Origin of the sequence: Pseudomonas sp. SD17-1 (genome assembly GCF_029201585.1) — a bacterium.
GTDB classification, from domain to species: Bacteria; Pseudomonadota; Gammaproteobacteria; order Pseudomonadales; family Pseudomonadaceae; genus Aquipseudomonas; species Aquipseudomonas palmensis.
Genome location: NZ_CP104044.1, coordinates 1,464,076 through 1,488,493, shown reverse-complemented (window position 1 = coordinate 1,488,493; position 24,418 = coordinate 1,464,076). Strand labels below are relative to the sequence as shown.

General features: G+C 61.9%; 23 protein-coding genes and 1 tRNA gene. 3 read left to right on the top strand and 21 right to left on the bottom strand.

Translation table 11 applies throughout. The features are described 5' to 3' along the window. Nucleotides 1-29 precede the first annotated feature (29 nt). Complete coding sequence (locus tag N0B28_RS06680; protein ID WP_275731019.1) at nucleotides 30-1,463, top strand: M48 family metalloprotease; 1,434 nt, start codon at nucleotides 30-32, stop codon at nucleotides 1,461-1,463. 82 nt (nucleotides 1,464-1,545) lie between these two features. Here N0B28_RS06680 and nadA read toward each other — a convergent pair whose 3' ends face one another. The 6 genes from nadA to N0B28_RS06650 form a co-directional block, all read right to left on the bottom strand. Next, nucleotides 1,546-2,604: a quinolinate synthase NadA gene (gene nadA, locus N0B28_RS06675; RefSeq protein WP_043864228.1), complete on the bottom strand. Its 1,059-nt coding sequence runs from the start codon at nucleotides 2,602-2,604 to the stop codon at nucleotides 1,546-1,548. A gap of 209 nt (nucleotides 2,605-2,813) precedes the next feature. Further along, a complete protein-coding gene (locus tag N0B28_RS06670; RefSeq protein WP_058541515.1) occupies nucleotides 2,814-4,304 on the bottom strand; it encodes a YdgA family protein in 1,491 nt (496 codons plus the stop codon). A 40-nt stretch (nucleotides 4,305-4,344) separates the two neighbouring features. Beyond that, on the bottom strand, nucleotides 4,345-5,214 hold the full coding sequence (locus tag N0B28_RS06665) for an oxaloacetate decarboxylase (RefSeq protein WP_043864299.1): 870 nt from the start codon (nucleotides 5,212-5,214) through the stop codon (nucleotides 4,345-4,347). A 218-nt stretch (nucleotides 5,215-5,432) separates the two neighbouring features. Next, nucleotides 5,433-6,251, bottom strand: coding sequence for a methyltransferase domain-containing protein (locus tag N0B28_RS06660; protein ID WP_043864230.1), 819 nt, complete (start codon nucleotides 6,249-6,251; stop codon nucleotides 5,433-5,435). A gap of 26 nt (nucleotides 6,252-6,277) precedes the next feature. Next, entirely contained in the window at nucleotides 6,278-6,640 is a 363-nt protein-coding gene (locus N0B28_RS06655) for a DUF1641 domain-containing protein (protein ID WP_275731015.1), read from the bottom strand. 26 nt (nucleotides 6,641-6,666) lie between these two features. Continuing rightward, a complete protein-coding gene (locus N0B28_RS06650) occupies nucleotides 6,667-7,857 on the bottom strand; it encodes an FAD/NAD(P)-binding oxidoreductase (RefSeq protein ID WP_058541512.1) in 1,191 nt (396 codons plus the stop codon). A 1,055-nt stretch (nucleotides 7,858-8,912) separates the two neighbouring features. On the opposite strand from N0B28_RS06650, the gene mgtA reads away from it, so the two are divergent. Together mgtA and N0B28_RS06640 are read left to right on the top strand one after the other, a co-directional pair. Further along, nucleotides 8,913-11,624 (top strand): magnesium-translocating P-type ATPase, encoded by a 2,712-nt coding sequence (mgtA, locus tag N0B28_RS06645; protein ID WP_043864233.1) that lies wholly within the window; start codon nucleotides 8,913-8,915, stop codon nucleotides 11,622-11,624. 25 nt (nucleotides 11,625-11,649) lie between these two features. Beyond that, nucleotides 11,650-12,000, top strand: coding sequence for a DUF2493 domain-containing protein (locus N0B28_RS06640; RefSeq protein WP_078480038.1), 351 nt, complete (start codon nucleotides 11,650-11,652; stop codon nucleotides 11,998-12,000). Nucleotides 12,001-12,158: 158 nt separating this feature from the next. On the opposite strand, the gene N0B28_RS06635 is transcribed toward N0B28_RS06640, so the two are convergent. The 15 genes from N0B28_RS06635 to aspS all read right to left on the bottom strand — a co-directional run bounded on the left by N0B28_RS06635 (nucleotide 12,159) and on the right by aspS (nucleotide 24,347). Next, a tRNA-Lys gene (locus N0B28_RS06635) sits at nucleotides 12,159-12,234 on the bottom strand. Nucleotides 12,235-12,295: 61 nt separating this feature from the next. Next, nucleotides 12,296-12,970 (bottom strand): 7-cyano-7-deazaguanine synthase QueC, encoded by a 675-nt coding sequence (gene queC, locus N0B28_RS06630; RefSeq protein WP_058541509.1) that lies wholly within the window; start codon nucleotides 12,968-12,970, stop codon nucleotides 12,296-12,298. Between the two features lie 15 nt (nucleotides 12,971-12,985). Continuing rightward, nucleotides 12,986-13,633, bottom strand: coding sequence for a 7-carboxy-7-deazaguanine synthase QueE (gene queE / locus N0B28_RS06625; RefSeq protein ID WP_043864236.1), 648 nt, complete (start codon nucleotides 13,631-13,633; stop codon nucleotides 12,986-12,988). A gap of 158 nt (nucleotides 13,634-13,791) precedes the next feature. Continuing rightward, nucleotides 13,792-14,604 (bottom strand): tol-pal system protein YbgF, encoded by an 813-nt coding sequence (gene ybgF, locus N0B28_RS06620; RefSeq protein ID WP_054914972.1) that lies wholly within the window; start codon nucleotides 14,602-14,604, stop codon nucleotides 13,792-13,794. A 6-nt stretch (nucleotides 14,605-14,610) separates the two neighbouring features. Next, complete coding sequence (pal, locus tag N0B28_RS06615) at nucleotides 14,611-15,108, bottom strand: peptidoglycan-associated lipoprotein Pal (protein ID WP_042121796.1); 498 nt, start codon at nucleotides 15,106-15,108, stop codon at nucleotides 14,611-14,613. Between the two features lie 52 nt (nucleotides 15,109-15,160). Next, entirely contained in the window at nucleotides 15,161-16,411 is a 1,251-nt protein-coding gene (gene tolB, locus N0B28_RS06610) for a Tol-Pal system beta propeller repeat protein TolB (RefSeq protein ID WP_213085823.1), read from the bottom strand. 47 nt (nucleotides 16,412-16,458) lie between these two features. Further along, nucleotides 16,459-17,544, bottom strand: coding sequence for a cell envelope integrity protein TolA (gene tolA / locus N0B28_RS06605; protein WP_043864239.1), 1,086 nt, complete (start codon nucleotides 17,542-17,544; stop codon nucleotides 16,459-16,461). Further along, a complete protein-coding gene (gene tolR / locus N0B28_RS06600) occupies nucleotides 17,544-17,996 on the bottom strand; it encodes a protein TolR (protein WP_043864240.1) in 453 nt (150 codons plus the stop codon). Before tolR ends, tolA begins: the two co-directional genes overlap by 1 nt. Nucleotides 17,997-18,010: 14 nt before the next feature. Next, entirely contained in the window at nucleotides 18,011-18,706 is a 696-nt protein-coding gene (tolQ, locus tag N0B28_RS06595; protein WP_043864241.1) for a protein TolQ, read from the bottom strand. A gap of 2 nt (nucleotides 18,707-18,708) precedes the next feature. Then, nucleotides 18,709-19,164, bottom strand: a complete 456-nt coding sequence (ybgC, locus tag N0B28_RS06590) for a tol-pal system-associated acyl-CoA thioesterase (RefSeq protein ID WP_043864242.1) — start codon at nucleotides 19,162-19,164, stop codon at nucleotides 18,709-18,711. 125 nt (nucleotides 19,165-19,289) lie between these two features. Beyond that, nucleotides 19,290-20,345 carry a Holliday junction branch migration DNA helicase RuvB gene (gene ruvB, locus N0B28_RS06585; protein WP_043864243.1) on the bottom strand — a complete coding sequence of 352 codons (1,056 nt, stop codon included), beginning with the start codon at nucleotides 20,343-20,345 and terminating at the stop codon, nucleotides 19,290-19,292. Beyond that, the gene (gene ruvA, locus N0B28_RS06580) at nucleotides 20,346-20,954 is read right to left on the bottom strand and encodes a Holliday junction branch migration protein RuvA (RefSeq protein ID WP_043864300.1); all 609 of its coding nucleotides are present in this window, start codon (nucleotides 20,952-20,954) and stop codon (nucleotides 20,346-20,348) included. A 108-nt stretch (nucleotides 20,955-21,062) separates the two neighbouring features. After that, nucleotides 21,063-21,587, bottom strand: a complete 525-nt coding sequence (gene ruvC, locus N0B28_RS06575) for a crossover junction endodeoxyribonuclease RuvC (RefSeq protein WP_043864244.1) — start codon at nucleotides 21,585-21,587, stop codon at nucleotides 21,063-21,065. A 116-nt stretch (nucleotides 21,588-21,703) separates the two neighbouring features. Continuing rightward, on the bottom strand, nucleotides 21,704-22,450 hold the full coding sequence (locus tag N0B28_RS06570) for a YebC/PmpR family DNA-binding transcriptional regulator (protein WP_043864245.1): 747 nt from the start codon (nucleotides 22,448-22,450) through the stop codon (nucleotides 21,704-21,706). A 121-nt stretch (nucleotides 22,451-22,571) separates the two neighbouring features. Next, a complete protein-coding gene (aspS, locus tag N0B28_RS06565; RefSeq protein ID WP_043864301.1) occupies nucleotides 22,572-24,347 on the bottom strand; it encodes an aspartate--tRNA ligase in 1,776 nt (591 codons plus the stop codon). Between the last annotated feature and the right edge of the window lie 71 nt (nucleotides 24,348-24,418).

The following is a 24,418-nucleotide window of genomic DNA, read 5'->3' as shown; positions in this document are numbered from 1 at the left end:
AAGGTTCTTTGTCGACCCGAGCTTCGTGCATGAATTTTCTGCGCCCTACCCTGCTGACGCTGGCTTGCCTGCTGGCTCTACCGAGCCATGCCGACGACCTGCCGTCACTCGGCGACGCCAGCTCGGCCATCGTTTCCCCGCAACAGGAACATCAACTGGGCCGCGCCTGGTTGAGCCTGCTGCGCGGCAACGTGCGCCAGCTGTCCGACCCCCAGCTCAAGGACTACGTCGAAACCAGCGTCTACCGCCTTGCCGAAACCAGCCAGCTGCAGGACCGGCGCCTGGAGTTCATCCTGATCGACAGCAAGGAACTCAACGCCTTCGCCGCCCCTGGCGGGATCGTGGGGGTCAACGGCGGCCTGTTCCTGAACGCCCAGACCGAGGGCGAGTACGCCTCGGTGCTGGCCCACGAACTGGCGCACTTGTCGCAACGCCACTTCGCCCGCGGCGTGGAAGCCCAGCAACGCATGCAACTGCCGATGATGGGCGCCCTGCTGGTGGGCATCATTGCCGCCGCTGCCGGGGCTGGCGATGCCGGCATCGCCGCGATTGCCGGCACCCAGGCCGCCGCGATCCAGGAACAACGGCGCTTCTCGCGCCAGAACGAACAGGAGGCCGACCGCATCGGCATCCTCAACCTGGAAAAGGCCGGCTACGATCCACGCAACATGCCGACCATGTTCGAACGGCTGATGCGCCAGTACCAGTACAGCGCCAAGCCACCGGAGTTTCTGCTGACTCACCCGGTTACCGAGTCGCGGGTCGCCGACACCCGCAACCGTGCCGAACAGGCCCCCAAGGGCGGTGTGGACGACAGCCTGCGCTACCAGTTGATTCGTGCACGCCTGCAACTGACCTACGAAGGCACGCCGGGCCTGGGTGCCAAGCGCTTCCGCGCCCTGCTGGACGAGAACCCCAACCTGGATGCGGCGCGTTACGGCCTGGCACTGGTGCAGATCAAGGGCGGCCAGCTCAACGAGGCCCGCGAGAGCCTCAAGCCCTTGCTCGCCAAGGCACCCAACGACATCACCTACAACCTTGCGCAGATCGACCTGGACGTCACCAACAACCGCCTGGCCGATGCCCAGCAACGGGTGGAGAAGATGCGAGCCCTGTACCCGGGCAACTACCCGCTGCAGCAGTCACGCATCGACCTGCTGCTCAAGCAGAACCGCCCGGCCGAGGCAGAGAAGGCACTGGATGCGCTGCTCAAGAATCGGCCACAAGACCCGGATGTCTGGTATGAGGTGGCGGAGGTTCGCGGCCTGTCGGGCAACACAATCGGCCTGCACCAGGCTCGCGCCGAATACTTTGCCCTGGTGGGCGACTTCGATCAGGCCTTGCAGCAACTCGACTACGCCAAGCAGCGGGCGGGCAACAACTTTGTGCTGTCGTCGAAGATCGATGCCCGTCAGCGCGAGCTGATGGAGCAGCAGCGGATGGTCAAGGACATGATGCGCTGACACGCATCAAGGTAGCGCGCACACCATATCGCGGGTCAGCCCCGCCCCCTTGTGGGAGCGGGCTCGACCCGCGATGCTGCTTTCAGGCGTTGCCGGAGAGCTTGAGCCGCGCCGCCTGGGTGAAGTCCAGCATGCGCTTGAGTGGCTTGAGTGCCTGCGGGATAAGCGCCGGCTCGACGAAGATCTCGTTGCTGCCCTCGCGCAGGCACTGCAAGGTGCGCTCAAGCGTGTTCATCGCCATCCACGGGCAGTGCGCGCAACTGCGGCACGCCGCGCCGTTGCCGGCAGTGGGCGCCTCGACGAAGACCTTGTCCGGGCACAGCTGCTGCATCTTGTAGAAAATGCCGCGGTCGGTGGCCACGATGAAGGTCTTGTTCGGCATGCGCTGCGCAGCCGCAATCAGCTGGCTGGTGGAACCCACCGCATCGGCCAGGTCGATCACCGCCTCTGGCGACTCGGGGTGCACCAGGATCGCCGCGTCCGGGTACAGCGCCTTCATGTCCAGCAACTGACGCGACTTGAACTCCTCGTGAACGATGCAGGCACCGTCCCACAGCAACATGTCGGCGCCGGTGTTCTTCTGGATGTAACGGCCCAGGTGCTGGTCAGGCCCCCAGATGATGGTCTCGCCGTTGTCCATCAGGCTTTCGACGATCTCCAGCGCACAGCTGGAGGTCACCACCCAGTCGGCCCGCGCCTTGACCGCCGCCGACGTGTTGGCATACACCACAACGGTGCGCTCGGGGTGCTTGTCGCAGAACGCCGAAAAGTCCTCCACCGGGCAACCCAGGTCGAGCGAGCAGGTAGCCTCCAGGGTCGGCATCAGCACGCGCTTTTCGGGGTTGAGGATCTTCGCCGTCTCACCCATGAAGCGTACACCGGCCACCACCACGGTCTTGGCCGGATGCTGGTTGCCGAAACGGGCCATCTCCAGCGAGTCGGACACGCAACCGCCGGTCTCCTCGGCCAGGGCCTGGATCACCGGATCACAGTAGAAGTGGGCCACCAGCACGGCGTCCTGAGCCTTGAGCTCGGCGGCGATGGCGGCACGGTAGTCAGCCTCTTGCTCGGGCGTCAGCGGCTTGGGCTGCTTGGCGTCGAGGTGGGCCTGGACCAGAAGGCGTTCGGAAATCTGGGTCATGTTCGCAAGACCTGCAGGCGCTAGTGCGCGTAAGTCGAGTGTATCACCGAGCCCTGGCAAATCGGATAACGGTTCAGCCTGTACGACAGAACCAAAGACCCTCTGCGGCCTCGGGTTTTATGGGTTGCCGAAGGCTACAGATAATCGAATGAATTCTAAAGGGTTTTTTGCCAAACCAGGCTGGCGGGGCAAGCCCGCCAGCCCAGCGGTCAGTTGCCTGCCGGTTGCAGGCCGCCGAGGCTGGACATCACCAGCGCGGCGAACTCTTCAACGGTCATCTTCTGCCCGTTGAAGGCCACCTGGCCATCGGCATAGTGCAGGTTGGCAATGATGTCATTGCCCTTGAGCGTGGCCAGCTTGGAATACAAGGCCATCTGCCCGACCATCTCGCCGGCCATTGCGGCCTGCTTGACCTGCGCCTCGTCCTGCCCTTCCAGGCTGGCCTGCAAGGCTGCCAGGTCACCGATCATCGGCTTGGACAGCGACAAGCTGCTCTGCAGTTTCTCGATCATCTGGCGCACCAGTTGATCGGAAGGCAGGTCGGCCGACGTCGGCTTGGCCAGGTCCAGGGTGAGGTTGAAGCGACTTTCACCGTTGGCGGTCTTGAAGGAAAGGTCCTCCACGGCCACCTGAGGCTTGCCCGCCAGCAACTGCATCATCTGCACCTGCATCAGCGCCTGCTCTTCGGCATTCAGCTCCAGCTCGGGCGGTTGGCCGGCAGCGGCCGTCTCCTGCAACTGGGGCATGTGCTTCTCATAGATCGCCATGATCGCCTGCAGCGCAGGGATATCGAAGCGGTTGACCGCCACCACCAGTTGCCCGCCGCCCACGGCCTTGCCGTCATAGGTGATGGCGTCGACCTTGTAGGCGGCCCTGGCATCGACCTTGTCGCCGTTGACCTTGTAGGTGTTGCGTTGCTCCACACCCTTGACGGTCAGCGGTACCTGGCGATCGCCAAAGGTGAAGGCGCTGTCGTCCAGGGTCACGTCGGCCTGGCCTTCATAGAAGTCGTAGGGCGTCAGGGTGAGGTCTGCAACCAGTTTCAGGCCCTTGAGGTCGAACTTGAGCGGCGGCGTCTCGCTATCGACCATCGACACCTGCAAGGTGCCCATGCTGCCGTCGAGCTTGAGGCGCTTGCCTTCGAAGTCACCGCTCATGCCCAGGTCGAAGCCGGAGAACTTCACCGACGAACCGTCCTTGGCGATGTCCAGCGGCATCAGCCTCAACGTGCCGTCATACGACTGGTCATAGCCCAGGCTGAACTCGCCCTGCACCGGCGAGACATCACCGCTGGCCGCATACCACTCGGCTGTGGTGGCATCCTTCTCGATCGAGGTGCTGGATGCCGCCATCACCGGCATCAGCTTGAATGCCTTGACCCGCTGCCAGGGAAACGGCCCGTGCTCGATGCGATCGACCAGGGTCAGTTCCAGGTTGCTCGGCTCATCGCCCAGCTCCAGGTTCTGCACGGTGAACCTGTAACGCGCGACACTGCTGAACAGGTGTTGCTCCAGCGATACCAGCTCAAGCCGCGCCGTGGCACCCAGGCCCTTGAACGACTTTTGCATCTGCAGATTGGACTGTGCGGTAGCGTGCTCCAGCACGCCAGGCAACTGCTTGCCCGTATACCACGCCCCGGCCGTGCATACGGCCGCTACGGCGACGGCAAGCCCGCACACCACTCCCAGTGTTTTCTTCATGAATTGATCCGTTTGCTATCCATATTGAGGTGAAGCGATGTTACTCGTTGACGTCCATGAACTCCCGCGCCCAGACGATGTAGTCGCCGGGTACGGTGTAGGTATGGGTGAGTTCGGTGGCACTGAGGTCCGAGGCGCTGCTGGTGATGCGGCGCTGCTCGCGCAGGCAGTCGTAGGTGGCCTTGATCGCGGCGAAGTAGGCGCCATGGCCATCCACGGCGATACGCACGCCCAGCTCGGCCAGGCGCGTGTCGTCGTGCAGCTGCGGGTTGCCGTAGGTCACCAGCATCAGCGGCACGCTGACGTGGCGGGCAATCTCTTCGAGGTGATCGAAATCGCGGATGCCGACCATGCACACGCCGTCGGCGCCAGCATTCTGGTACGCGACCACGCGGGCAATGACTTCTTCGACCGGGATCAGCGCGGCATTGGTGCGCGCGATGATCGACAGCTCCTGGTCGACGCGAGCCTCCAGGGCAGCGCGGATCTTGCCCACGCCTTCGTCGATGCTGATCAGGTCGGTGGACTTGCGCCCGAACTGGGCAGGCAGCAGGGTGTCTTCGATGGTCAGCGCAGCCACGCCGGCGCGCTCGAGCTCGGTGACGGTGCGCATCACGTTCAGCGCGTTGCCGTAGCCGTGGTCGGCGTCGGCGATCACCGGCAGCTGTGCGACACGCCCGATGCGCGTGGCCTGCTCGGCAAATTCACTCAAGGTGATCAGGGCAAAGTCCGGAGCCGCCAGCACCTGTAACGAAGCCACCGAGCCGCCCAGGATGCCGACTTCGAAGCCGAGGTCGGCGGCGATTCGCGCAGACATCGGGTCGAACACGGAAGCCGTGTGATAGCAGACCGGGGAGGCCAGGAGTTTACGAAAGGCACGGCGCAAATCTTGGTGGGAGGCTCTAGGCATGATCATTCCAGTTTCTTCATCTTCATTCTGGAGGAGAACATACCATTCCTGCCCGACACTCCGACAGTCGCCAGACCCGAACCCAAACAAAAATAAGCGAACAGAAAACGAAAACGCCCCCCCCTCCAGAAGCCCTGCACGCGCTGACACCCCTCATTCTGAGGGAGAGACCAGTCGCGGCTTGCAGGGCTGTCGAGAGTGACCGCCCAAGGGCAATCTCAGACCGAGGCCACGATGAAGGTGCGCTTGAACGGGAACAGCGTGCGCCCGTCGTCCTCACGCGGGTAGTGCGCTTCCAGAAGCCTGAGGTACTTGCGCAGAAAGGCCTCACGGTCCTCGTCATCCAGGGAGCTGAGCACCGGGCGCAGTGCCGAAACCTTGACCCAGTCGAACACCGGCGACTGGCCTTCGACCACCTGCAGATGCTCGGTTTCCCAGATATCCAGCTTGCTGGTAAGCGGCGCCAGCAACCGGTAGTAGCAGTCCAGGGACAGGACATTGCGCGCCGACATGAACTTGCGCAGCTCCAGCGTGCCGATCACCCGGCCCGCAGGCCCGCATTCGCTCAGGGCCCTGAGCATCAGGTGGTACCAGGGTGCATCCCGCCAGTTGGGCATGTGCAGCGCCAGGTAGCCGCCGGCGTGCAGATTGCCGAGCAGCCGCGGCAGCAGGTTTTCGTGGTCCTCCATGAAATGCAGCACGGCAGCGGCGAACAGCAGGCTTGCCGGCTGCTTGGGCTCCCACTGGCCTATGTCGCTGTTCAGCCATTGGGCATTGACCGGCAGGGCTCGGGCCTCGGCGAGCATTTCCGCCGAGCTGTCGACGCCGAACAACTGTGCCTCCGGCCAGCGTTCGGCCAGCAGCCGGGTGGCGATTCCGGTACCACAGCCCAGATCATAGATGGACGCTGGTGCCTGCAACGGCAGGTGATCGAGCAGCTCGATCACCGGACGCTCCCTCAAACGCGAAAACTGCTGATAGCCTTGCGGGTCCCAGGTCGTACTCCCGCGCAGACCCTGTTGCTGTTTTACAAGCATTGCCACGTTCCTCTCGCTCCATGCGATCAATATTGCCGTCCAAGATTGTTCAACACCCTCAACACCAGCGCGATACCACGTCGCGTTTGCGGCTCGCGCAGCAGTTGCACCAGGCCCAGCAGGCTTGGTGGCTGGGTATCGCCGCTCTGCGCCTGCGCCATGCGCAGCGCGTTGCCCACGGTCCAGGTCAGGGCTGTCACGTCCTCGAACCCATGGGCCAGCTTGTCCACCATCGCGGTGTCGAGCAGGTCGACCAGGTCGGACCCCAGCGACAGCAAGTCGATGATGTTGTCCATGCGACCACTGACCAGCAGCGGTTCGAGTTTTTTCATCAGGGCGTCAACGCCCGGGTGAGCAAGGTGTTCCACGGTAGGTTCGAAGGTTTCCATATCGACGTACTCCTGCACCGCTCGACTCAGATCATTCCACGGGCAACCGCCCAGTAGAGGCCCCGGTTGAATCCATTGCGCAACAGGCCGCCCAGCTTGGTCGGCGGGGTGGGCACCACATCCTGCTGATAGTTGTAGGTCAGTGGCATGCCGGCGTTGAGGCCCATCTGCGCAACGGCCTGGACCTTCCCGTCGTAGACGGCGCAGGGGGTGCCCAGGCGGATCTCGCCGGCGATGTTGTTGGCCACCACCGGTGCCTGGTTATGGCAGGCACCGCCCGCCTTGCTGATGGGCAGGTCCATGGTGTCGCCGATCACGTAGACGTTCTCCAGGCCGTAGACCTGCAGGGTCTCGTGGTTGGTCGGCAACCAGCCCTCGTTGTTGGGGGCCTGGGACGCACCGCTCTGTATCACCGCGTCCACTGCACGAATGGGTGGGGTCGCCATCAGGATGTCGAACGGCTGCGCCTGGCCTTCGGCCGAATAGGCAATACGTTGATCCGGGTCCACGCGGTCCAGGGTGAAGCCACGCTGAAACCTGATGTTCTTCTGTTCAAAAAGGGTGGGCAACAGTTCTCCGGTTGGCCGCTGCATGAACAGACAGTTTCTGAGCAATTGCGCAGTGGTCGGATAGGTATAAACAATTTCAATGTTATTGCGAACACCGCGACGGCGCAGCAAGTCATCCAGCATCAAGGTAGTTTCCACCGGCGCAATACCGCACTGATGCGGAACATTGGGCGTCTGTGGGAAAGAAACGGATATGAAGATGCGCCCTTTTTCAATCGTCATCAGACGTTGCGCCAATTGTCGCGCCGCCTTGTATTGATAGAAATGATCCCCCGCCTCCTGCAGCCCCTCGATGCGCTCGGGAGCGGGTACGCAGCCCGTCGCGATCACCAGAAAGTCATAGCCCACGCGCCTTCCAGAGCGGGTGTGCAGGGTTTGCCCGGTGAAGTCGAAGCGGGTCACCTCCTCCACCTGGAAGTCGATTTCAGGCCGCAACAGCGAACGCTCGGGCCGTTTCAGGTCTTCCTGGAAATAGCTGTTGAAGGCAACGTACATGAAGGCAGGTTTGTAATAATGATCCGGCGAATTCGACAGCAGTTTGACCGTGACCTGGTGTTTGAGTATTTCCGGGTAAAGTTGTCTGACCAATTGATTGGCGAGCATCGTGCCGCCGACACCTCCCCCCACGACGACAATAGTTTTAGACATAGCCCCACTCCCTGGCTGGTTTTGAATCCATGCCAAGTACCATAGCAATTATAAAAAAATGCCATATACAGAATCGCTATAGCAAAACAGACATTAATTGCTGTTTCAAAAAAATATTACCCTTCCACCAGTGAAACTCTGCCCACTTAGCATTATTCCTTGGCACAGGCAGACTCTCCTCTGCCGCTGACTGCTTTGTGTGAAATTTTATTAACGTTTCAATTTTCACGCCTGATTGCTGTTGACTTCGCTCCCCCTCCTGAGTAAATTGCGCGGGCCGGAAATCCGGCCTTTTTTCAACTCACCAAAGAAGCCAATGGACATAGTATCTAGACGCTGTCTGGTCATTGCCGCTGCGCAACGCCAGGCACTTAACCCTGAAAATGACGGGACTCGACTCCGCGGTCGGGTAAGCTGCGCTAGGGCTTGATGCTCCAACGTGGCTTGCCTCCCCGGTTCGTCCGGTCGCGAGGCACACGTTATGTACTTCACTTCTTCTGCAATACCGGGCGTACGCGCCTTCACTTCAGCCCTGCGGGCCAGGCTTCTGCGCGCGCCCAGGCTGCCCGTGCGTGCGCCAAGCCTCCCCTGCGACTCCCCTGCCAGCAGCGCCTTGCGGGCCCGTTGGCGCGTCTGCTCCACAAGCGGCCAACGCCAGCAGCGCTGGAGCCTGGACGACAGTCAGGACCCACCGAGTCGGGGCGCCGCCCTGTTTCTGCAGCACGCCTGATCCAGGTTTGCATGCATTCGGGGTGCGTACTTCCCCTTGAATAAACGGCAACTTTGCGCTTATTAAAAAACGAATTTCCTAGTTGGAAAATTCGCCGGCACTTTATTGCCTTCGCATTAATAAAAATCTGTGGAGCACATTATGGAAGAGGCCAGTAGTCGGTTCGCTGCCTGTGCACGTTCATTCAACAGGCAGCGAACGTCACCGCTAAAGATCCCACTCTTCGAATCGATCGCCTGCCCGCGACTCGACATACTTTCACTCGCCTATGATTAGTTGAGTTGTCGGTGTGTCGTGCCGCGAGCAGGCGGCAGGAGCACAGACCATGACTGTAAAAAACCCAACACCCCGCCACACCCACCCCACCCGTGACAGCAACAAGCTGTCGATGCGCGCCGCGCGCGAGGCCCAGAACGGCCTGGCCGTTACCCTGGCCAACGTCAACTCCAGCCCCGCCGGGCTCACCGAAGAAGAAGCCCAGGGCCGCCTGCAACGGGACGGCCACAACGAAGTCGCCCATGACCGTCCGCCCCATGCACTGGTGCAGTTGCTGCACGCTTTCAACAACCCCTTCATCTATGTGCTGATGACCTTGACGGGTATCAGTTTCTTCACCGACTTCTGGCTGCCGCTGCAGGCCGGCGAAGAAACCGACCTGACCGGCGTGATCATCGTGCTGGTGATGGTGTTGGCGAGCGGCGTGATGCGTTTCTGGCAGGAACACCGATCGGCCAAGGCCGCCGAAGCCCTGAAGGCGATGGTGCGCACCACCGCAGCCGTGCTGCGGCGCGAGCAGCTAGGGGCCCAGGCGCGGGTTCGAGAACTACCCATGCGCGAACTGGTGGTGGGCGACATCATCCAGCTGTCTGCCGGCGACATGATCCCCGCAGACATTCGCCTGATCGAGTCCCGCGACCTGTTCATCAGCCAGGCGGTACTGACCGGCGAAGCCTTGCCAGTGGAAAAGTACGACACCCTGGGTGCGGTGCAGGAAAAATCCGCCAAGGCCCAGGCCGCCGACCAACAGGACCTGCTGGACCTTCCCAACATCTGCTTCATGGGCACCAACGTGGTCAGCGGGACCGCCACGGCCGTGGTGGTCGCCACCGGGGCTCGTACCTATTTCGGCTCACTGGCCCGCTCCATCGTCGGCTCCCGCGCGCAGACCGCCTTCGACCGCGGGGTCAACAGCGTGAGCTGGCTGCTGATCCGCTTCATGCTGGTGATGGTGCCCATCGTGCTGCTGATCAACGGCTTCACCAAGGGGGACTGGGCCGAAGCCTTCATGTTCGCCCTGGCGGTAGCGGTTGGCCTGACCCCGGAAATGCTGCCGATGATCGTCAGCGCCAACCTGGCCAAGGGCGCGGCCGCCATGGCCAGGCGCAAGGTAGTGGTCAAGCGCCTGAACGCGATCCAGAACTTCGGCGCCATGGACGTACTGTGCACCGACAAGACCGGCACCCTGACCCAGGACCGCATCATCCTCGAACACCATGTCGATATCGGCGGCAACCGCTGCGACGAGGTGCTGCAACTGGCCTGGCTCAACAGCCACCACCAGAGCGGCATGAAAAACCTCATGGACCGCGCCGTGGTCAGTTTCGCCGAGGACAATCCGCAGTTCACCCCTCCGGCAGCCTGGCGCAAGGTCGACGAACTGCCCTTCGACTTCGTACGTCGGCGCCTGTCGGTGATCCTGGCCGATGCCAGTGGTGGTCACCTGCTGGTGTGCAAGGGCGCCGTGGAAGAGATGCTGGAGACCGCCAGCCGGGTCCGCCAGCAGGGCACTGCCGTAAGCCTGGATGCCGAGCGCCGTTCGGCCCTGCTCAAACTCGCCGAGGCCTATAACCGCGACGGCTTTCGCGTGCTGCTGGTGGGCACCCGCCAAATAGCCGCAGGCGAGACGCAGACCCAGTACAGCGCCAGTGATGAGCGCGAGCTGATCATCGAAGGCTTGCTGACCTTCCTCGACCCGCCCAAGGAAAGCGCCGGCCCGGCCATCGCCGCACTGCGCGACAACGGCGTGACGGTCAAGGTACTCACCGGCGACAACCCCACCGTTACCGCCAAGATCTGCCGGGAAGTGGGCCTGGAGGCAGGCGAGCCGCTGCTGGGCCGCGACATCGAGCACATGGACGATGAGGTGCTCGCGCGCCGGGTGGAAGAGCGCACGGTGTTCGCCAAGCTCACGCCACTGCAGAAGTCCCGCGTACTCAAGGCCCTTCAAGCCAACGGCCACACCGTCGGGTTTCTGGGTGACGGGATCAACGACGCCCCTGCCCTGCGCGACGCCGACGTCGGCATCTCGGTGGACAGCGGCACCGACATTGCCAAGGAGTCGGCAGACATCATCCTGCTGGAAAAGAGCCTGATGGTACTGGAGGAAGGGGTGATCAAGGGTCGCGAGACCTTCGGAAACATCATGAAGTACCTGAACATGACCGCCAGCTCCAACTTCGGCAACGTGTTCTCGGTGCTGGTCGCCAGTGCCTTCATCCCCTTCCTGCCGATGCTGGCGATTCACCTGTTGCTGCAGAACCTGATGTACGACTTCTCCCAGCTGGCGCTGCCATGGGACAAGATGGACAAGGAGTACCTGGCCAAGCCACGCAAATGGGATGCCCGGAACATCGGGCGGTTCATGCTGTGGATAGGGCCAACCTCATCCATTTTCGACATCACCACCTTCGCGCTGATGTGGTACGTGTTCGCCGCCAACAGCGTGGAAATGGCCAGCCTGTTCCAGTCGGGCTGGTTCATCGAAGGGCTGCTGTCCCAGACCCTGGTGGTGCACATGCTGCGCACCCGCAAGATCCCGTTCATCCAGAGCACTGCAGCCTTGCCGGTAATGCTGGCGACGGGGCTGGTGATGGCGCTGGGAATCTACGTGCCCTTCTCGCCGCTGGGCAGCATGGTCGGCCTGGTTCCGCTGCCGTGGGAATACTTCCCTTGGCTGGTGGGCACACTGCTTAGCTACTGCGTGGTCGCCCAGACCATGAAGACCTTGTACATCCGCCGCTTCAAGCAGTGGTTCTGAAGAACGTGGCTCAGGGAGAACGCCTATGCGCGTACTGATTTGCGCCGGCCGCCATTACGCCGACAGCCGGGTGTGCCGGCAGGTTCTGGAAGCTTTCCAGCGCCTGCACCCGGTGCAGGTGGTCATCCACGGTGGCAGTCAGTTCCTCGGTGCGCATATCGAGGACTGGGCCCGGGAAAACGCAGCCCACATCGTGCGCTACCCACCCAACTGGCAGCACCACGGCAAACAGGCCGAACGCCTGCGCAACCGCTTCATGCTGGCCGATAGCCGACCGGACATCGTGCTCGCGCTGCCCGGCGGGGCAGACACCGAAGAACTGCTCGACCAGGCCCGAAGCCAGGGCCTGCAGACACTCTCGGCAGGCAACCCGTAGACCGGTGCCCCCCTCCCGCGCCAGCTCGCACCCAGCCGAGCTGGCGCGAACGCAATCTCCAGGTCAACCCGCAGATCACGGTTCAGTTGCTGAACAGAGAGGGAAATTCAACAGACGAAAAAAAACCCGCTTTCTCATGGAAAGCGGGTTTTTCGAAATGGTGGGTCGTGTAGGATTCGAACCTACGACCAATTGGTTAAAAGCCAACTGCTCTACCAACTGAGCTAACGACCCGTTGCGTGGGGCGTATAATACTGATTTCCTTAAGGAAATCAACACCCCACCGTAAAAAAAATCAAAAATATCGGGTAGGGTCGGTCACGCCGGCTGCCCGGAAGCCATCTGCACGCAGGCGGCAGCTGTCGCACTTGCCACAGGCACGGCCTTGATCGTCAGCCTGATAGCACGACACAGTGAGGCTGTAGTCGACACCACGCGCCATGCCCGCCTGAACGATCTGCGCCTTGCTCAGGTTCTGCAACGGTGCCTGGATGCGAAAGCCCTGCCCCTCGACACCGGCCTTGGTGGCCAGGTTGGCCATGCGCTCGAATGCCTCGACGAACTCGGGACGGCAATCCGGGTAGCCCGAGTAATCCACCGCGTTCACGCCGATGAAGATATCCCGCGCCTGCAACACCTCGGCCCAGCCCAGCGCCAACGACAGGAACACGGTATTGCGCGCTGGTACGTAGGTCACTGGAATGCCTTCACCCGGCGTCTCGGGTACATCGATGCTGCTGTCGGTCAGCGCCGAACCACCAATGCCATCCAGGCTCAGGCCGATCACCTTGTGCTCGACTGCACCCAGGTCACGGGCAACTCGCGCAGCGGCGTCCAGTTCGGCGCGATGACGCTGGCCGTAATCGAAACTCATGGTATAGCAGCTGTAGCCTTCGGCCTTGGCCATCGCGACCACCGTGGCCGAGTCCAGGCCACCAGACAGCAGGATTACCGCACGTTTCTCAGTCATGACATCACTCCCCAATCAGCGTCCCGGCTCGTCGTTCCACAATTGCTTGTGCAACTGCAGTTGAAAACGAACCGGCAAATTATCGGCCACGATCCAGTCGGCCAGGTCGCTGGCCTTGACCTGATGGTGGCTCGGCGAAAACAGCACCTCCCCGGCACGCTTCTCCAGACCATACTGGATCAGCTTGGACACCGCCCAGTCATAGTCTTCACGGGAACAGATGACGAACTTGACCTGATCGTTCGGGGTCAGCAGCTCGATATTCTCGTAGAGGTTGCGGTGCATCTCTTCGGAGCCCGGCGTCTTGAGGTCCACCACCCGGCTGACGCGCTGGTCGACCTTCGAGATGTCCAGTGCTCCGCTGGTTTCCAGCGACACCTCATAGCCGGCGTCGCACAATTGCTTGAGCAAGGGGATGGCGTTGGGTTGGGCCAATGGCTCACCGCCAGTGACGCACACGTAACGCGGGCGAAAACCAGCCACCTGCTCGAGAATCGAGTCGAGGCTGCGCACGGTACCACCACTGAAGGCATAGGCACTGTCGCAATACTGGCAACGCAAAGGGCAGCCGGTGAGACGTACAAATACCGTGGGCAGCCCAGCGGTACGCGTTTCACCCTGCAACGAGTAAAAAACTTCGGTAATTCGTAATGTGTCTTGCATAGTCGCCACGGGCGTAACAGCTAAACAGGCTGTCCGCCTCCGTCAGGCACTGCAGCGAACCCGGCATCGCGTAGTTCGCAGCAGCGTGTGTCAATAAAAGGGCATCAATTCTAACGAAAAAACCCGCGACTAGCGCGGGTTTCTTCCAGGCGGGCAGTTCAGAGCTTCTGCAGGTCGCGCTGGGCCAACTGTGCGGCGGAGGTACCCGGGTACTGGGTGACCACCTGCTGCAGAATACCCTTGACCCGGTCGGTGTGACCCAGGCGGCGCTCGACATCGGCCAGCTTGTACAGCGAGTCCGGCACCTTGCTGTGCTTCGGATACAGCTGGCTGACCTTGGCAAACGCCTGGCCAGCGCCCTGCAGGTCGCCCTTGGCAAGATTCACTTCACCCAGCCAGTACTGGGCATTGCCGGCGTACTGACTGTTGGGGTACTTGCGCAGGAAGGCATTGAATGCCTGGCTGGCCTTGTCGAAATCCTTGGCCTTGATCAGGTCGAAAGCAGCGTCGTAATAGAGCTTTTCTTTCGCCGGGTCGCCAGGTTCGCTACTGGCCGCAGGGGCGGTGGCCGCGCCTGCAGCGGCACCGGCGGCTACATCACCACCGGTGGAGGAATTCTCGGGAGTTGCAGCGGGTGCACCGCCGGCTCCGATACGCCGATCCAGGTCCTGGTAACGCTCCAGGCCTTCCTGTTTCAGGCGGGCTACATCGTTTTGCAGTTCTTCGATCACGCCTTGCTGGCGCGAAATCTGATCCTGCATCTGCTGCAATTGCATGAACAGCTGACCCTGCGCCGAGGCAGGGGCCGAAACCCCTCCCCCGGCGTAGGCGCCGCTCGTACCATAACCCGCTGGCGGATAACTGCTTGCGCCGTTATAGCCAGCGTTGTCATCAACAACAGGAACCTCGGCCCAGGCCACGAGTGGCAGGGCGAGAGCCAGGACGGTTACAGCACGGCGGCACGTTCGCATATCGAATTACTTACGCAGTTCGACGCGACGGTTCTGAGCCCAGGATTGCTCGTCGTTACCGGTAGCAACTGGACGCTCTTCGCCGTAGGAAACCAGTTCCAGTTGGGCTGGGGAAACGCCTTGCAGTACCAGGTAGCGCTGTACGGCTTTAGCACGACGCTCGCCCAGGGCCATGTTGTATTCGCGAGTACCACGCTCGTCGGTGTTGCCTTCCAGGACGACGCGAGCGCCATTGCCTTTCAGGTCTTTGGCGTGAACGTCCAGAGCGCGCATGGCTTCTGGCTTCAGGTCCGAGCTGTCGTATTCGAAGTAGAAGGTGGTGATTGCGCGCAGAGCGGCTTCTTCGCTCAGGGAACCGTCAACAGCACCGGTGTTAGCGCCGTAACCAGCGTTTGGATCAACAGCGCCTTCACCAGCGTTGTCGCCGCCCTTGGAGGAGCAACCTACAGCTACAGCCATGGCCAGAGCCAGCGCAGCAAACTTACCAAACTTCAGCATTTCCATCGTGAAACTCCTAATGAACCCCAATGTGTTAAGTGTTACGTAAAGCGCCGCGTCAGTTCAGGTAAGGGGACCAGGACGGTTCTCTGACTTCGCCTTGAGCGGTAGGAAGCGGGAGCCTCACGCGTCCGTTGAGAGAGACGAGCATCAAGACTCCCCGGCCCTGCTGGCGGGTGGCGTAGATTAGCATGGTGCCGTTGGGCGCAACAGTGGGTGACTCATCAAGACTTGTTTCAGAGAGGATTTTTACACTTCCTCGCTGCAAATCCTGCGCGGCCACCTTGAAGTTGGTGAAACCTTGCTGGCGATGAATCATTACCAGGGTCTTTTCATCCGCCGACAGTTTAGGGTTGGCGTTGTAGTTACCCACGAAAGTTACACGCTCGGCACCACCACCCGAAACGTTGGTTTTGTAGATCTGCGGCTTGCCGCCACGATCCGACGTGAAATAGATGGTCGAACCATCCTTGCCCCAGAACGGCTCGGTGTTGATACCCGGGCCGGCCGTGACACGCGACATCTGGCGCGAAGCCATGTTCATCACATAGATGTCAGGGTTGCCGTCCTTGGACAGCACGAACGCCAGGCGCGAACCATCGGGCGACCAGGCTGGTGCACCGTTGAGGCCTTCGAAGTTGGTGATCTGCTCACGACGGCCAGTGTCGATGTGCTGTACGAAGATACGCGGACGACGCTGTTCGAACGACACATAGGCAATGCGCTTGCCGTCTGGCGCGAAGCGCGGCGACAGGATCGGCTCGCGCGACTGCAGCAGGGTCACGGCGCGGGCGCCGTCGTAGTCCGAACGCTGCAACGTGTAACGAGTGTTGTCCTTGGAGAAGCGTTCGGCGGTGACGTACAGCATGCGCGTGGAGAACGCACCCTTGATGCCGGTGAGTTTCTCGAACGACTGGTCGGCAATGTAGTGCGACATGTCACGCAGCTGGTCGGTAGTGCCCGAGACGCTGCCGGTCAGCACTTGCTGCTCGGTGGCGACGTTGAACAGCGCATATTGCACCTGCAGGCGACCGCCCGCTGGCACGATGCTGCCTACCATCACGTACTGGGCGCCCAGGGCCTTCCAGTCGCGGAAGATGACTTCGCTGGCCTGGCTAGGCTGGCTGATCATGTTCTGGCGCGGAATCGGCGCATAGTAGCCGGAGTTGCGCAGGTCATTGCCAATGATATCGGCCATGTCCTCGGGCAGCACACTGCCACCCTGCAGGGCGAACGGCACGACCGCGATCGGCGTGGCACGGTCACTGCCGCTGGTGACCAGGATGTTCTTTTCTTCTGCAACGGCCATCCCTGCTGCGCAGCAGAGAACGACCAGCAGTCCTCTAAGAAGGTTAATCACAAGGCTAGATCCTCAGGTGTGAATGTCATCTTGAATGAACGATAGGGATTGAATTCGCTCGGTTTCAAGCCCTGCATTTCGGTCAGGCGGCCAATGTTCTTGACCGCTGCTACCGCAGAGGCATCGAACGGACCATCACCACTGGAGCGTGCAACGCTCACCGTGGTCACGGTGCCATCGGGCAACATGCCAATCTGCAGGACCACCGTCATGTTCTTGCGTGCAGAAGGTGGGCGCGCCCAGCCTTCGGCTGCGCGGGCACGAATCAGGTCGTCGAAGTCGCCGGCCACCTGGTCACCCTGCTCGTCGGCCAGCGCCTGCTGCCGTTCGGTGGAGTCGGACAACAGCTCGGCCAGGGCCTGGGCTTTCTTGTCTTCCGCCGCCTTGCGCGCCGCTTCTGCTGACTTCTTCTTGGCCGCATCGGCTGCGGCTTTCTTCTTGGCGTCCTCGGCGGCCTTTTTCTTGGCCTCTTCGGCTGCCGCTTTTTTCTTCGCATCCTCGGCTGCCTTTTTCTTGGCATCCTCGGCGGCTTTCTTCTTGGCGTCTTCAGCGGCCTGCTTCTTGGCCTCTTCTGCTGCCTGTTTCTTGGCCTCTTCCTCGGCTTTCTTCTTGGCGAGGTCGGCCTGCTGTTTCTCTTCGACCTTCTTGGCTTCCTCGGCTTTCTTGGCCGCGTCGGCCTTTTTGGCCTCGTCGGCTTTCTTGGCCTCGTCGGCCTTCTTGGCTTCGGCCGCCTCGCGGGCTTCTTCGGCCTTTTGAGCCGCCTCTTCTTTCTTTTGTTCCGCAGCCTTCACCGCTTCCTGCTTCTGCTGCTCGACCTTCTTCTGTTCCATCTGCTCGACTTCGGTCTGGCGCGCAGCGGTTTTCTTCGCTTCACCCGCAATCTTCTGATTGGTCTGGGTGGTGGCCTGACTTTTGGACTTCAGCTGGTACAGGGTCGCCTGGACAATAGGCTTGGCCGGCGGCAGTTCCGGGGTCATGGCAAAGCTGACGAACAGCATGCCGAACACCAGAACGTGCAGCGCGATGGCCCAGACGCTGGGCCAGAAATAGCTTTCCGAGGCGGATGGCTCTCGCTGTTGCATCAGGGCGCCTCGGTAATCAGGCCAACGTTACCGACACCGGCCTTCTGCAACCCGCCCATGGCGCCCATCACCGCGCCATAGTCGACGGCCTTGTCGCCACGGATGAACACCTGGGTCTGTTTGCCCTGGTCACGTCCGGCCGCGATGATCTTGGTCACCGCGTCGGTCATTTGCGGCAAGGTCATGGCCTTGTCCATCTGCTTTTCGGTGTCGACTTCGCTGCCAAGGTTCCAGAAATAGGTCTTGTCGGCCTTGATCGAAATGGTAAGGATCTGGACGTTGTTGTCCTGCGGCAAGGCTTCGCTGGAAACCTTGGGCAGGTCGACCTTCACGCCCTGGTTGAGCATCGGTGCGGTCACCATGAAGATGACCAGCAGTACCAACATCACATCGATGTAGGGCACCACGTTCATCTCCGCGACCGGCTTGCGTTTGTGTCGAACTCGAGCCATGGGCTTTTACCTGATCACTCTTCGCTGGTGTGCACTTTACGGTGCAGGATGGCCTGGAACTCGTCGGCGAACGTGTAGTAGCGGCCGATCAAGACTTCACTGCGTGCAGCGAAACGGTTGTAGGCAATAACTGCCGGGATTGCGGCGAACAGGCCGATCGCGGTGGCGATCAGTGCCTCGGCGATACCCGGAGCCACAGTGGCCAGGGTCGCCTGCTGGGCCGAAGCCAGGCCGCGGAAGGAGTTCATGATGCCCCATACGGTACCGAACAGACCGATGTACGGGCTGGTGGAACCGACGGTGGCGAGGAACGGCAGGCTCTGTTCGAGCTTCTCTTCTTCACGCGAGATGGCCACGCGCATGGCCCGGCCAACGCCTTCCATCACGGCGTCAGGGTCGACGCCCGGTTGCTGGCGCAGGCGCGAGAATTCCTTGAAGCCGGCACGGAAGACCTGCTCCACGCCCGAGTCCGGGTCCGGGTTGCTGCCGGCCTGGCGGTACAGCTTGGACAGGTCGATGCCCGACCAGAAGCGCTCCTCGAAGCTTTCCAGCGCACGACGACCGGCACGCAGCATGGTGCTGCGCTGAAAAATCATGATCCACGAGGTCACCGATGCGGCCACCAGAATCAGCATGACCAGCTGCACCACGATGCTGGCATTACTGACCAGGCTCCACATGGAGGTATGGTCGACGACGTTAGCTTCCACGCTTAATCTCCTGCAATTGTTTGGTTACCCGCACCATCCGCCGCCACAAAGGCTGCACGCAGCTCGGAAGGAATGGCCCGGGGTTTGAACGTATCGGCGCGCACACAGGCCACCAGGAACTGCCCCTCGCAGAGCAGCGTTGCATCACGCTCGCGCCAGACCTGCTGCACGAAGCGCAGGCTGGCACGATTCAATTCAAGCACTTGTGCGGTGACCCGCAATTCATCGTCCAGGCGGGCCGGCGCGTGGTAGCGCGCCTCGCTGGAATGAACGACGAACAAGGTGTTCTGTTCTGCCATCGCAGACTGGGCAAAGCCCAGCTCGCGCAACCGCTCGGTGCGGGCACGCTCCATGAATTTCAGATAATTGACGTAATACACCACGCCGCCCGCATCGGTGTCCTCGTAATAGACGCGACAGCGATGTGCGAACGACTCAACCCCATTTTGCGCGCGCATACTCTAGTGCTAACTCCTCAGCTTGCCAATCCGCCCCACCAACTGTTTTTAACGGATTATGTCGTATTGCCAGCGCGACTCATGCGTGTCCGCCGATAGGACCACGAAAACGCCGGATAAGTCTGTCATTCATCGGCCAGGTCGGAAAAACCCTCGCCGTTGACCGACTCGCCCATGCGGCCCGGAATGTTCAGGCCAAAGTGCAGGTAGGCGTGCCGGGTCACCACGCGCCCACGGGGTGTGCGCATGATGTAGCCCTGCTGGATCAGGTAGGGCTCCAGCACGTCCTCGATGGTGTGACGTTCTTCGCTGATCGCCGCCGCCAGGCTGTCAACACCCACCGGGCCACCGTCGAACTTCTCGATCATGGTCAGCAGCAGGCGCCGGTCCTGGTGATCGAAACCACGCTCGTCCACGTCCAGCAGGTTCAGCGCCAGGTCGGCGATGGCCTTGGTGATGTCACCTTTGCCACGCACCTCGGCGTAGTCGCGTACACGACGCAGCAGACGATTGGCGATACGCGGGGTGCCGCGGGCGCGCCGGGCGATCTCGAAGGCGCCCTCGTCCTCGATCGGCAGGCCCAGAATCCCGCCCGAGCGGCTGACGATGGTGGCCAGGTCTGCGGTGTTGTAGAACTCCAGGCGCTGCACGATACCGAAACGGTCGCGCAGCGGATTGGTCAGCATGCCGGCGCGGGTGGTTGCCCCGACCAGAGTGAACGGCGGCAAATCGAGCTTGATCGAACGTGCGGCCGGCCCCTCGCCGATCATGATATCCAGCTGGAAGTCTTCCATGGCCGGGTACAGCACCTCTTCGACGATCGGCGAAAGCCGGTGAATCTCGTCGATGAACAGTACATCGTGGGGTTCCAGGTTGGTCAGCAGCGCCGCCAGATCGCCCGGACGCTCGAGGATCGGCCCGGAGGTGCTCTTGATCGAAACGCCCATCTCCTGCGCGATGATGTTGGCCAGGGTGGTCTTGCCCAGGCCCGGCGGGCCGAAGATCAGCGTATGGTCCAGCGACTCGCTGCGCCCACGTGCCGCCTGGATGAAAAGCGCCATCTGCTCGCGCACCACTGGCTGCCCGATGTACTCGTCCAGGCGCAATGGCCGGATCGCCCGGTCCTGGACCTCTTCGCGGTCGCGCCCAGTAGCGGCTATGAGTCGGTCGGCTTCGATCACTTAAATCATCCCCTTGAGGCTGCGCCGGATCAGCTCTTCGCTGCTCAGGCCCTTGGCATCGATGGCCGCCACGGCGCGGCTGGCTTCCTGCGGCTTGTAGCCCAGCGAGATCAGCGCGCTGACCGCATCGGTTTCGGCAGTGGAGGCACTTGCCACCGGCTGCGGGCCGTCGGACACCAGGGTAAACAGGCTTGGCGCGGTTTCCCAGGCCTTGAAGCGGTCCTTGAGTTCGACCAGCAGGCGCTCGGCGGTCTTCTTGCCCACCCCCGGCACCTTGACCAGCGCCGAGGTGTCCTGGGCCTGCACGCAGCGTATCAGGTCGTCGACCTCCAGGCCCGACATCAATGCCAGGGCCAGCTTGGGCCCTACGCCGTTGAGGCGGATCAGCTCGCGGAACAGCTCGCGCTCGCGCTTTTCGTGAAAGCCATACAGCAGGTGCGCGTCTTCACGTACCACCAGGTGGGTGTGCAGCGTCACTGCCTCGCCAACCTTGGGTAGGCGATACAGGGTGGTCATCGGCACCTCGAGCTCGTAGCCCAGGCCGTTGACATCGACAATCAGGTGCGGCGGCTGCTTTTCAGCCAGGGTACCGCGCAAACGTCCAATCACGTTCAGGTCCTTTATCCAGGGCGCCGGGGCGATCGAGCCCGCCATCAGCCGCCATGATTGCAAGCCGGCGGTGGCCGGCAAGCGAAATTGTGTTAACCGATGATGCTATCAGAGCCTTAGGCGGCCACTGCGGCTGCGTGCAGCGCCCAGCCCGTGCGGCACCAGGCTGGAACGGGTATGGGCATGGCACAGGGCGATGGCCAGGGCATCGGAGGCGTCTATCTGCGGCTTCTGGGTGAGCTTGAGCAGGTGCATGACCATCATCTGCACCTGTTCCTTGTTTGCCCCGCCCGTACCGGCGACCGCCTGCTTGACCTGGGTGGCACTGTACTCGGCGATCTCCAGGCCCTCTTCGACCCCGGCGACGATGGCGGCGCCGCGCGCCTGGCCGAGCTTGAGCGCCGAGTCGGCGTTGCGCGCCATGAACACCCGCTCGATACCCATGGTCACCGGCCCGTGCAACTGGATGATTTCGCGCACGCTGCGGTATACCACCTGCAGGCGCTCGGGCAGCTCGCCGCTGCCGGTACGGATGCAACCGGAGGCCACGTACTCGCACCCGCGCGCCGTGTGGCGCACCACACCATAGCCGGTAATCCGCGAGCCGGGGTCAATACCAAGAATCAGAGTCATATCGCCTGCGCAACCAGTGGCGCACCGGGGCGCCATTAAAAAGACAGAAGCCGGACCCGTCACGGGCACAAGGTGCCTGCGGACGAATCCGGCCTCGAGTACGCCAGAACTGAACCTTAGCCGAGTTGTTCCATGACTTCGTCAGGAATTTCGGCGTTGGAATACACATTCTGCACATCGTCCAGGTCTTCAAGCATGTCGATCAGCTTGAGCACCTTCTGTGCGCCCTCCAGGTCGAGTTCGGCGCTGGTGGTCGGCTGCATGACGATTTCCGCATCCGCAGCCTTGAAGCCGGCAGCCTCCAGGGCAGTACGCACCGCGTAGAAGCTGGCAAACGAGGTGAACACGTCGAACGAGCCATCTTCGTTGCTGACCACGTCGTCGGCATCGGCCTCCATCGCCGCTTCCATCAGCGCGTCTTCATCGACACCGGCGGCAAAGCTGATCTGCCCCTTGCGCTCGAACAGATAGGCCACCGAGCCATCGGTGCCCAGGTTGCCACCGCACTTGCTGAAGGCATGGCGCACGGCCGCGGCGGTGCGGTTGCGGTTGTCGGTCATGGCCTCGACCATGATCGCCACGCCGCCCGGGCCGTAGCCTTCGTAGCTGAGCTCTTCGACATTGTCGGCTTCGGTTGCGCCTGCACCACGGGCCACGGCGCGATCGATGATGTCGCGGCTCATGTTCGCGCCCAAGGCCTTGTCCAGCGCCAGGCGCAGGCGCGGGTTGGAATTCGGGTCGCCACCGCCCTGCTTGGCGGCGACGGTCAGCTCACGAATCCACTTGGTGAAGATCTTGCCTCTCTTGGCATCCTGGCGCTCTTTGCGGTGCTTGATGTTCGCCCACTTGGAATGACCCGCCATAACTGACTCCAGAAATCCTTGAAACAAAACCACGCCCCCGCCCGGAAAAACCTGGCGTGGGCAATCAATTCGGTATGCCGTAACGCAAAGGCGCATCCAAGTGGATGCGCCCCGGGCCCGCTTACTCAGCCTTGGGCTGTTCGCGCAGACGGATGTGCAGCTCACGCAGTGCCTTGGCATCGACCAGGCCTGGGGCCTGGGTCATGACGCACGCAGCGCTCTGGGTTTTCGGGAAGGCGATCACTTCACGAATCGACTGGGCGCCGGTCATCAGCATCACCAGGCGGTCCAGACCGAAGGCCAGGCCACCGTGCGGCGGTGCACCGAACTTCAGCGCGTCGAGCAGGAAGCCGAACTTCTCTTCCTGTTCCGCCGCCTCGATGCCCAACAGGCGGAACACGGCCTGCTGCATCTCTTTGCGGTGGATACGGATCGAACCGCCACCCAGCTCGGTGCCGTTGAGCACCATGTCATAGGCACGCGACAGCGCGGTGGCCGGGTTGGCCTCCAGCTCTTCAGGGGAGCATTTTGGCGCGGTGAACGGGTGGTGCAGCGCCGTGAAGCTGCCGTCGTCGTTCTCTTCGAACATCGGGAAGTCGACAACCCACATCGGTGCCCATTCGCAGGTCAGCAGGTTGAAGTCGTTGCCGACCTTGATGCGCAGCGCGCCCAGGGCTTCGCTGACGATCTTGGACTTGTCGGCACCGAAGAACACGATGTCGCCATCGACCGCGCCCACGCGATCGAGGATCACGTTCAGGTTGGCCTCGGGGATGTTCTTGACGATTGGCGACTGCAGGCCCTCGACGCCCTTGGCGCGCTCGTTGACCTTGATGTACGCCAGGCCCTTGGCACCGTAGATGCCGACGAACTTGGTGTACTCGTCGATACGGCTGCGCGGCATGCTCGCCCCGCCCGGTACACGCAGTGCGGCAACGCGGCATTTCGGGTCGTTGGCCGGGCCGCTGAACACCTTGAAGTCGACCGCTTGCAGCTGGTCGGCCACATCCACCAGTTCCAGCGGGTTGCGCAGGTCAGGCTTGTCCGAACCGTAGCGGCGCATGGCCTCTTCGAAGGTCATGTGCGGGAATTCGCCGAACTCCAGGTCCAGGACTTCCTTGAACAGTTTGCGGATCATGCTTTCGGTCAGGCCCATGATCTCGGTCTCGTCCAGGAAGCTGGTCTCGATGTCGATCTGGGTGAATTCCGGCTGGCGGTCGGCGCGCAGGTCTTCGTCGCGGAAGCACTTGGCGATCTGGTAGTAGCGATCGAAACCGGCCACCATCAGCAGTTGCTTGAACAGCTGCGGCGATTGCGGCAGGGCAAAGAAGCTGCCGGCGTGGGTACGGCTTGGCACCAGGTAGTCACGCGCGCCTTCCGGGGTAGCGCGGGTCAGGATCGGCGTCTCGACGTCGAGGAAGCCGTTTTCGTCGAGGAAGCGACGGATGCTGGTGGTGATGCGCGAGCGCAGACGCAGCTTCTCGGCCATCTCCGGACGACGCAGGTCGATGAAGCGATAGCGCAGGCGGGTCTCTTCACCCACGTCGGAGTACTCGTTGAGCGGGAACGGCGGGGTTTCCGCTTCGTTCAGCACTTCGAGCTCGTAGCCCAGCACTTCGATGGCGCCCGAGGCCATGTTGGCGTTGACTGCGCCTGCAGGGCGCGGACGCACCTTGCCGGTGATTTTCACCACGTACTCGCTGCGCACGCGGTCGGCGGCGGCAAAGCTTTCTGCGCGGTCCGGGTCGAACACGACCTGAGCCATGCCTTCGCGATCACGGATGTCGAGGAAGATCACCCCGCCGTGGTCGCGACGACGATGGACCCAGCCGCAAAGGGTAATTTCCTGACCTTCCAGGCTCTCGTTCAGTTGGCCGCAATAGTGGCTGCGCATCATGATGGTGGTTTCGCTTCTCGTCATTCGTGAATTCGGGTGTGGACCTTGCCGGCCCCAGGGGGCCCATAGTG

What these genes read in the sequence shown, in the direction of transcription:
- N0B28_RS06680 (WP_275731019.1), top strand. Translation starts at nt 30, where the DNA reads ATGAATTTTCTGCGCCCTACCCTGCTGACGCTGGCTTGCCTGCTGGCT.
- nadA (WP_043864228.1), bottom strand. Translation starts at nt 2,604, where the DNA reads ATGACCCAGATTTCCGAACGCCTTCTGGTCCAGGCCCACCTCGACGCC.
- N0B28_RS06670 (WP_058541515.1), bottom strand. Translation starts at nt 4,304, where the DNA reads ATGAAGAAAACACTGGGAGTGGTGTGCGGGCTTGCCGTCGCCGTAGCG.
- N0B28_RS06665 (WP_043864299.1), bottom strand. Translation starts at nt 5,214, where the DNA reads ATGCCTAGAGCCTCCCACCAAGATTTGCGCCGTGCCTTTCGTAAACTC.
- N0B28_RS06660 (WP_043864230.1), bottom strand. Translation starts at nt 6,251, where the DNA reads ATGCTTGTAAAACAGCAACAGGGTCTGCGCGGGAGTACGACCTGGGAC.
- N0B28_RS06655 (WP_275731015.1), bottom strand. Translation starts at nt 6,640, where the DNA reads ATGGAAACCTTCGAACCTACCGTGGAACACCTTGCTCACCCGGGCGTT.
- N0B28_RS06650 (WP_058541512.1), bottom strand. Translation starts at nt 7,857, where the DNA reads ATGTCTAAAACTATTGTCGTCGTGGGGGGAGGTGTCGGCGGCACGATG.
- mgtA (WP_043864233.1), top strand. Translation starts at nt 8,913, where the DNA reads ATGACTGTAAAAAACCCAACACCCCGCCACACCCACCCCACCCGTGAC.
- N0B28_RS06640 (WP_078480038.1), top strand. Translation starts at nt 11,650, where the DNA reads ATGCGCGTACTGATTTGCGCCGGCCGCCATTACGCCGACAGCCGGGTG.
- queC (WP_058541509.1), bottom strand. Translation starts at nt 12,970, where the DNA reads ATGACTGAGAAACGTGCGGTAATCCTGCTGTCTGGTGGCCTGGACTCG.
- queE (WP_043864236.1), bottom strand. Translation starts at nt 13,633, where the DNA reads ATGCAAGACACATTACGAATTACCGAAGTTTTTTACTCGTTGCAGGGT.
- ybgF (WP_054914972.1), bottom strand. Translation starts at nt 14,604, where the DNA reads ATGCGAACGTGCCGCCGTGCTGTAACCGTCCTGGCTCTCGCCCTGCCA.
- pal (WP_042121796.1), bottom strand. Translation starts at nt 15,108, where the DNA reads ATGGAAATGCTGAAGTTTGGTAAGTTTGCTGCGCTGGCTCTGGCCATG.
- tolB (WP_213085823.1), bottom strand. Translation starts at nt 16,411, where the DNA reads ATGGCCGTTGCAGAAGAAAAGAACATCCTGGTCACCAGCGGCAGTGAC.
- tolA (WP_043864239.1), bottom strand. Translation starts at nt 17,544, where the DNA reads ATGCAACAGCGAGAGCCATCCGCCTCGGAAAGCTATTTCTGGCCCAGC.
- tolR (WP_043864240.1), bottom strand. Translation starts at nt 17,996, where the DNA reads ATGGCTCGAGTTCGACACAAACGCAAGCCGGTCGCGGAGATGAACGTG.
- ybgC (WP_043864242.1), bottom strand. Translation starts at nt 19,164, where the DNA reads ATGCGCGCGCAAAATGGGGTTGAGTCGTTCGCACATCGCTGTCGCGTC.
- ruvC (WP_043864244.1), bottom strand. Translation starts at nt 21,587, where the DNA reads ATGACTCTGATTCTTGGTATTGACCCCGGCTCGCGGATTACCGGCTAT.
- N0B28_RS06570 (WP_043864245.1), bottom strand. Translation starts at nt 22,450, where the DNA reads ATGGCGGGTCATTCCAAGTGGGCGAACATCAAGCACCGCAAAGAGCGC.
- aspS (WP_043864301.1), bottom strand. Translation starts at nt 24,347, where the DNA reads ATGATGCGCAGCCACTATTGCGGCCAACTGAACGAGAGCCTGGAAGGT.